Annotated in this window: 7 protein-coding genes; 6 read left to right on the top strand and 1 reads right to left on the bottom strand. The window is 60.5% G+C overall.

The features are described 5' to 3' along the window. Positions 1 to 437: 437 nt before the first annotated feature. Positions 438 to 1,463: a zinc-dependent alcohol dehydrogenase gene (locus AC3EA7_RS12940; RefSeq protein ID WP_488614476.1), complete on the bottom strand. Its 1,026-nt coding sequence runs from the start codon at positions 1,461 to 1,463 to the stop codon at positions 438 to 440. 824 nt (positions 1,464 to 2,287) lie between these two features. Here AC3EA7_RS12940 and AC3EA7_RS12935 point away from each other — a divergent pair. The 6 genes from AC3EA7_RS12935 to AC3EA7_RS12910 all read left to right on the top strand — a co-directional run bounded on the left by AC3EA7_RS12935 (position 2,288) and on the right by AC3EA7_RS12910 (position 7,945). Then, complete coding sequence (locus AC3EA7_RS12935; protein WP_488614475.1) at positions 2,288 to 2,914, top strand: ABC transporter ATP-binding protein; 627 nt, start codon at positions 2,288 to 2,290, stop codon at positions 2,912 to 2,914. A 61-nt stretch (positions 2,915 to 2,975) separates the two neighbouring features. Beyond that, positions 2,976 to 3,722, top strand: coding sequence for a heme exporter protein CcmB (locus AC3EA7_RS12930; RefSeq protein ID WP_488614474.1), 747 nt, complete (start codon positions 2,976 to 2,978; stop codon positions 3,720 to 3,722). Between the two features lie 57 nt (positions 3,723 to 3,779). Then, positions 3,780 to 4,787 (top strand): cytochrome c biogenesis protein, encoded by a 1,008-nt coding sequence (locus AC3EA7_RS12925; RefSeq protein ID WP_488614473.1) that lies wholly within the window; start codon positions 3,780 to 3,782, stop codon positions 4,785 to 4,787. Further along, positions 4,771 to 5,004 carry a hypothetical protein gene (locus AC3EA7_RS12920; protein WP_488614472.1) on the top strand — a complete coding sequence of 78 codons (234 nt, stop codon included), beginning with the start codon at positions 4,771 to 4,773 and terminating at the stop codon, positions 5,002 to 5,004. Before AC3EA7_RS12925 ends, AC3EA7_RS12920 begins: the two co-directional genes overlap by 17 nt. Positions 5,005 to 5,029: 25 nt before the next feature. After that, positions 5,030 to 5,449 carry a cytochrome c maturation protein CcmE domain-containing protein gene (locus AC3EA7_RS12915; RefSeq protein WP_488614471.1) on the top strand — a complete coding sequence of 140 codons (420 nt, stop codon included), beginning with the start codon at positions 5,030 to 5,032 and terminating at the stop codon, positions 5,447 to 5,449. 132 nt (positions 5,450 to 5,581) lie between these two features. After that, the gene (locus tag AC3EA7_RS12910; RefSeq protein ID WP_488614470.1) at positions 5,582 to 7,945 is read left to right on the top strand and encodes a heme lyase CcmF/NrfE family subunit; all 2,364 of its coding nucleotides are present in this window, start codon (positions 5,582 to 5,584) and stop codon (positions 7,943 to 7,945) included. The last annotated feature ends 1 nt before the right edge of the window (position 7,946 follow it).

Raw genomic sequence — 7,946 nt, 5'->3', positions numbered from 1 at the left:
GGCGTCTTCCGCGTCCGGGTAGAGGTAAGAGACAGGAGGTGAGAGGGGTGTAACCTCCCCCTTCTCCCCGTGTGGGAGCAGGGGGGAAGAGGGGCAAGCAGGCGTCTTCCGCGTCCGGGTAGAGGTAAGAGACAGGAGGTGAGAGGGGCGCCACTGCTCCCTTCTCCCCGTGTGGGAGCAGGGGGGAAGAGGGGCAAGCAGGCGTCTTCCGCGTCCGGGTAGAGGTAAGAGACAGGAGGTGAGAGGGGTGTAACCTCCCCCTTCTCCCCGTGTGGGAGCAGGGGGGAAGAGGGGCAAGCAGGCGTCTTCCGCGTCCGGGTAGAGGTAAGAGACAAGAGGTGAGAGGGGCGCCACTGCTCCCTTCTCCCCGTGTGGGAGAAGGGGGGGGCGGGGGGATGAGGGGCAGAGGATGAGCGCGAGAAAGGAAATGCACCAACTCAGAGTTCGGAGAACACGATGCGCGGCGCCTTGTTGCGACCGTGCTCCACGTCCTCAAACGCCTCGTTCACCTGCTCGAGCGCGCGAGTCTCGTAGAGAACGCGCGTCTTTCCGGCAGCATGCAGCGCAAATGTCTCCGCCAGGTCTACGCGAGTGCCAACAATCGAGCCAATGACGTGGATGCCATTGAGCACCGTCTCGAAGATCGGCAACTGGATATAGTTATCGGCAGGGAGCGCAACGAACACCAGTCGTCCGCCACGGCTCAGTGATCGATACGCCTGCTCGAATGCCTTTGGCGATACCGCCACGCAGATCGCGGCGTCGGCGCCGCCCCATTTCTTGAGTTCCTCAACCGGATCATGCGTGCTGGCATTGATCGTGATGTCGGCGCCGAGTTCTCGCGCAGCCTGCAACCGCTCATCGAGCAGGTCAATTGCCGCCACCGTCGCTCCGGCAATCTTGGCGTACTGCAACGCCAGGTGCCCCAACCCGCCGACGCCGAAGACGGCGACCAACTCCGAAGGACGCGCCCCGGAGACTTTCACCGCCTTGTAGGTCGTGACGCCTGCGCAGGTCAGTGGCGCAGCGTCGAGCGGCGAAATGCCCGAAGGAACAATCCCCACATACTTTGCGAAGGCTTTGGCATACTGAGCATACGCGCCATCGATGAAGTAGCCGGTGTTGAGTTGACGTTCACAGAGCGTTTCCCAGCCGGAAGCGCAATATTTGCAATCGCCGCATGCGTGCCCCAGCCAGGGGATTGCCACGCGGTCGCCTTCCTTTACGTTGGTCACGCCTGATCCGACGCTCTCGACGATTCCTACTCCCTCGTGACCGGGAATGAAGGGCAGTTTCGGCTTGACGGGCCAGTCGCCGTGCGCCGCGTGAATATCGGTGTGACACAGACCCGATGCTTCGATTTTGACCACGATTTCGCCAGGTCCTGGCTCCGGCTTGGGCCATTCCTCGATCCGCAACGGTTGCTGGAAGTCGTGGACGACGGCGGCCTTCATTGTCTTCATTGGCTTTCCTCCTGTTCTCTGAGCGCCTACACGAAATCGATGTGCGAAGAGCTATCTTCGAGCAAAAAGGCCCTTATTATCCCTTCAGAATGAAAGGATCAAGCTTTTGGGGCAAATTGCGAAAAATAAACCGTGCTATCAGGCGTACAGCTAACCTGATGCTGATAGAGGTATTTTCTATCTTTATTCTAAAAAAATAGATAGCGAAGCAAGGGAATCGATCATAGAGAGGTCTCGAGCCTGCAACCTCCCATACAGGCGCAAAGCGCACGTGACGCCATCCAAGGAATTGATGGTTTCTATCAGTGCATCAAGACTTCTTAAACAATCTTAGACTGACAATGCTGAATTGAGAGTACGGAGTTGGATTGATGCTCAGAAGTTATGTTAGAACTATAGCATGTGGAAAAAAGAATGTCAATAGGGGTATCTGACAACTGATAACACCTCTTGTTCGTTGCAGCGATCTGCCATGACACAGTGCGTTTTATCTTTTATCTTTGCACCATCTCACCAGGAGGCGAAAGTTGCCCGTGATCCGTCTCCGTTGGGCGCGGGAAGGTTTGTTCTGTGTGACGTGTCACAAGCGAAGTATGGCGAAGCCAGGAGACCATAGTATAGTATGGGTGAGAAGGCGGTACGAGAGAACTCAAGGGAAGCGGAGAGGGATTTGGGAAGGCAAGCCGTTCGCGTGCTACGCCCTCTGCGCCTCTCTGGGATTCAGAACAACAGGTGCGAAACCTGACCCCTAACCTCCATTTGCCGGAAAGCCTCTTCCGCAGTACCATACCGGATGTCGCTGTCGAACCCCGACATGGATGCGAATGAACGAACCTTTGCGTTTAATCGTCAACGACGTGGCAATCGAGTACGGCGCGCGGCGGGTGCTGGCGGGCGTATCGTTCGAGTTGTGCGCCGGTGAGACGCTGGTCGTGGCCGGCGCCAATGGCAGCGGGAAGAGTTCGTTGCTGCGGGTTATCTGCGGGTTGCAACGCCCGGCGCGCGGCACAGTGGTGATCAGGACGAACGGAACGGTCCTGCGCCCATCGGAGGCGTTGCACCTCCTTGGCTGGGTTGCGCCCGATCTGTACCTCTACCGTGAGTTGACCGCCCTAGAGAACCTGGCATTTTTCGCCGCCGTGCGGGGCATTCGCTGCACCCGCGCCGACCTGGAAGCACTGCTCGATCGGGTTGGGTTAGGCGGGCGCGGCGACGATCTCCTGGCGGCGTACTCGTCGGGTATGACGCAGCGGTTGCGTTATGCCTATGCGTTGCTGCACCGTCCGCGGATCCTGGCGCTCGACGAACCGACTGTGACCTTCGATGCGCGTGGTGTGGCGCTGGTCGAACAAGTGATCGCCCGGCAGCGCGATCATGGAATCACAATCATTGCCACCAATGACCCGCGTGAAGAACGGTTTGGCGATTACATCCTGCGGTTGGCGCAATAGCGCTCCCGCCTGCGACGTTCCGCGACGCCGGGGATCTGGAGCGCCATAACGAGACAACGTGATGGACCCGCATATTTCACCTCAGAGCGCGATTGAGACTTCCTCGACCGCAATGCCGCCAGAAGCGCCGCTCCTGATGGCGGCGTGGGCGGTGTTCCGCAAGGATGTGCGCAGCGAGCTGCGGACACGCTACGCGCTCAACGCCATTCTGCTGTTCGCCGTCAGCACCGTTGTGGCAATGAGCCTGGGGATGGGACCGCTGACCGTCTCACGCAATGCCGACCTGCCGATCATCCAGGCGGCGCTGCTGTGGGTCGCTATTCTGTTTGCGGCGTTCACCGGTCTGGCACGCGCCTTCGTACAGGAAGAAGAAGCGCGCACTGCCGCTGCGCTGCGCCTTTCCGCCCGCCCGACCGCTGTTTTCCTCGGTAAACTGCTGTTCAATCTGGCGCTGCTGCTGCTGCTCGTTGCAGTGACGACCACGCTCTTCATCATCATGCTGCGGGTGAAGGCGGGCAACCCGGGGTTGCTGGCGGCGCTGCTGCTGGCGGGCAGCCTGGGGCTGGTGGCGGCGACGACGTTGATCGCAGCGATCATTGCGCGCGCCAGCGTGAAAGGGGCGCTCTTTGCAGTGCTGTCGTTCCCGTTGCTGGCGCCGCTGCTGGTGGTTGCCATTCAGGGAAGCGCCAATGCGATAGCGGGGCGCGGGTGGGAGAGCGGCGTCGGTTCATTGCAGGTGCTGGCGGGGTATACAATTGCTCTCTTTACAGCTTCACTTTTCCTGTTCAACAGTGTATGGGAACCGTAAAAACATTTGATTTACCCTGTCACATGTAGTATCATTTCAGCAATCAGCATCCGCGCGATGCCTAGAAAGAGCTGTTCCATGAGTGACAGGCTTCGCCTCGATCAGGCTGCCAAGTTCCTCCTTGGCGTCTGGATGTCCGGAATCGTCGTAGCGATGTTCCTGATCGTGCCGCAGTACGTTGGCCTCGGCGACGCCGGGCGTATCATTATTCTGCACGTTCCCACCGCCTGGATTACAACCGTCGCCTTTGCTGTTTCTGCAGTGTACAGCATCCGTTATCTCTGGAAACGCCGACCTGCGGACGATGCCGGCGCCGTGGCGGCGGCTGAAGCCGGATACCTGTTCTGCGCGCTGGCAACCGTTTCCGGGATGTGGTTCGCCAATATCGTCTGGGGGACGCCATGGAACTGGGATCCGCGCGAGACGACGATTCTCATTCTGCTCCTGATCTATGCCGCCTACTTCGCGCTGCGTTCCGCGCTCGATGATGTTGAGCGCCGCCGTCGCCTCGCGGCAGTCTACAATCTGTTCGCCGCAGTGACGATGCCGTTCCTCCTGTTCGTTGCGCCGCGCATGGCCGATAGCACGCTGCATCCGAATTGCGCCTTCATTCAGGGCAGCCATTGCGACGGCATCTGGCTTGAATTGAATGGGACGCGCATCGGTCAGCTTGGTGATGTGGTGCTGGCGCTGCAAGGGGTTGAGCAACGCGGCGATCTTGCGGTTGCGCAGGTGGAAGTGCGTATGCCCGGCTTGCGCGAGGTGGCGTTGCTGGAGCCGTCGTTTGAACTGGCAAGTGGTAAACCGGCGGATCGTCCTGAGTTCCCCGGTCAACAGTTCCTTCTGGCGGTCGAAGGCGTCGATCTGGCGAATGGTCGGGTGCTGCTCAACATGGAAGCGCCAGGAAGCGGGCTGCTGAGCAATAGCCGCACTTTCTGGACCTTTATGGCGGCAAATATTGGCTTTCTGGGGTTGTTTATCTGGTTGTATCGACTTCGTGCCGACGTGCTGCTGTTGCAGGAGCGTCTGGCGCGACGGGAGGCGGCGTATGAACTTCCTGCTTGAACCGGCGATTGCGATCTACACGGCGCTGGCAGTGGCGCTGACGGTCTGGATCGGTATTTTTATCTTTCTATGGCGGATCGATAGCGCCACCCGCGAACTGCGCCGCCGCCTCGATGAGGAAGCGCCGGTTGAGCCGGCAGCGACGCCGCGCGTCACCCTCGAAACTCGCAATGGCCACGCGCGCGAGGCGGTATCGGTGACAGATGCTCAAGAGTAAGCGTTTGAGACGCCAGGAGGCGACAATGGCGACGTTTTCTTCTCCAGTTCGCCGTGCACCGGCGATTAAGCCGCTCCACATGCTTGGCGCGGCAGTGATTGTGCTGGCGATTGGTCTGGGATACTACGGGCTGACCGCGTCGTACCGACCGTACACGGTCAGCATCGACGAAGCGACGCAGAGCGGACGCAGCGTGCAACTGGCCGGCTACCTCGGCGATATGGGCAGGTACGACGCCGATGGCAACTTCGTCTTTATGTTGCAGGACAACACGGGCAAGATGATTCCGGTCGTCTACGCTAAACCAAAACCGTCGAATTTCGAGCAGGCGGTGAGCATCGTGGCGATTGGCCACTACGATACAGCGCGCGGCGTTTTCCTCGCCGATGATCTGCTCGTCAAATGCCCGTCGAAATATCAGGAAATGCAATCGGCTGCGCAGTAACATGTACAGTCTTTATGTTTGACTCCGGCGCCGCGTGTCGCGTCGGCTGAGCCTGTCGAAGCCGACATAACCCGCACAACGTCCGGGCATGACTTACGCAGGGTAAGAAGCGCTCTAGATATCGAGGGTGGGATGTATCTGCTTGGAACAACTCTGATCATCGCCGGGCTGGCGTCCGCCCTGCTAGCGACTGCCGGGTATGCGCTGGCGCCGCGCGGTAATCTGGCGGCGCTGACTTTCGGGCAAGTCGGCGTGCGAATGACGCTGGTTGCAGTGCTGGCGATTGTGGCGCTGCTGAACTATCTGTTCATCGCGCAGCGGTACGATATTGAGTATGTCTATAACTACACCGAGCGCGCGCTCGATCCAGCCTTTCGTGTGGCGGCGGTCTGGGCTGGTCAGTCGGGGTCGTTCGTGATCTGGGCGCTGTGGGGGGTGATTGCGGCGCAATTCCTGGTGCGCCGCACGCGCCACTCCGAGCCGTATGTGCTCACGATTTTTATGGCGATCCAGGCGGCGCTCCTGTTCTATGTGCTGATCCGCAACCCGTTTGTGCCTCTGATGCAGAATGGCGTGGCGGTGACGCCGCCGGACGGTAAAGGACTCAACCCGACGCTCCAGAACATGTGGATGCTCATCCACCCGCCGGTGTTGTTCGTCGGCTTCGCGCTCATGGCTGTGCCGTTCGCCTTCGCCATTGGCGGGTTGTGGCGCCGCGACTACGATGGCTGGGTGCACGATGCGCTGCCCTGGACGCTGGCTGCCTGGGTGTTCCTCGGCCTGGCATTGCTGCTCGGCGGCTACTGGGCATATGAGACGCTGGGGTGGGGCGGTTACTGGGGATGGGACCCGGTTGAGAATTCGTCGCTGGTGCCCTGGCTGACATCAACCGCGTTGCTGCACGCCATGCTCGTGCAGCGCACCGGTCATGGATTGCGGCGCACAACATTCGCTCTGGCAATTGCTACCTATATTTTCGTCTTCTATTCGACGTTCCTGACCCGCAGCGGCGTGCTGTCGTCGTTTTCGGTGCACTCGTTCGTCGAAGAAGGGCTGAAGACCGTCCTCTTCGCTTCACTGGCGATCCTTGCGATTGGCGGGTTCGGTGCGCTGGCGTGGCGCTGGCGCGATATTCCTGGCAGACCGCTCTCCGATAAGCTCCTTTCGCGCGATAGTTTCTTTGCGCTGGGAATTATTGCGCTGCTGGTCATCGCTGCCGTCGTCGGGTTGGGCACGTCGATGCCGCTCATCTCCGCCATCCCTGGCGTCGGGCATCAGTTGCAGTCGATCTTCGCCGGTTCGTTCAAGATCGACGATGGGACGACCTTCGACCCCAACGCGCAGCCGTTCGCCGATGGGCGCTTCGGTCTGGTGGGCGATTTCTACAGCACGACGGTTCCGCCGCTGGGATTGATCCTGGTGATCCTCCTGATCGTCGGTCCGCTGCTTGGGTGGCGCGACACGAACAAACGGTCGCTCCTCCGCGCGCTGCGCTTCCCGGCGATCCTGGCAGTCGTTGTGGCGTGTGTGGGACTGTTGCTCGGTGCGCGTGATCCGCTGCCGCTCGCGTATGTTACCCTGTGCGCTTTCGCGGTGGGCACGAACGTCCTGATGATTGTGCGCACGTTGCGGAGCGGCTGGCTGCGTATCGGCGGCTACCTGGCGCACGTCGGTCTGATGGTCTTCCTGGTTGGCGCGGTTGCCTCGACTCTGTATGCGACGGAGGAGGTGCGCCTGCTCGTGCCGGAAGGGGAGAGCGTCAGCGCGTTCGGCTATGCGGTGACGTTCAACGGCTGGCGACAAACGCCGGAGGGTCGCGGCATTCTCGACTTGACCGTGACCCACGGGAACGAAACCTTTAGCGCGACGCCGCAGCTCTATTTCAATCAGACGATGGGCGCCACGATGGCGACCCCTTCGATCCGAAGCGAATTGTTCCGCGATGTCTACATCTCGCCGTCGGAATATCAGCCGCCATACGACCGCAATATGGCGGATATGGGCATCGGTCAGTCGGGAACGGTTGGACCCTACGAGTTTACGTTCCTGGCATTCGATGTGCCGGATGCGCATGCCACTGGCAGCGCCGATGTGGGGGCGAAACTGCGCGTCACCTACGAAGGGGAATCGATCGAACTGACGCCCAAAGTGCGGTTGGTGACCAGCCCGTCGGATCCGGTTGGCAGCATTGTGGATCTGCCTGCTGAGCTGCCTGGCGGTCACCAGGCGACGCTGGCGGCGTTCGATCCAATGCAGCGGCGGGTGCTGATCCGCGTCGAAGGGCTGAACCTGCCGGTTGATCCCGCGAAAGCCGTCGTCACGCTGAGCCTGAAGCCGGGAGTGATGCTGGTGTGGCTGGGAGTGATCATCGGCGTCACCGGAGGCCTGATTGCAGTGGTGCGGCGCACACTCGAAGGGCGCGGCGCGCTCGAAGGGCGGCGGGTGCGCCTGCCGCGCGGGTTCGGCGAACTGGCGCGCTTTGTAAGTTTGCGCTGAT

The organism is Roseiflexus sp. (genome assembly GCF_057785375.1).
The sequence above is the reverse complement of the archived record's forward strand: the minus strand, read 5'-3'. Positions and strand labels throughout refer to the sequence as shown.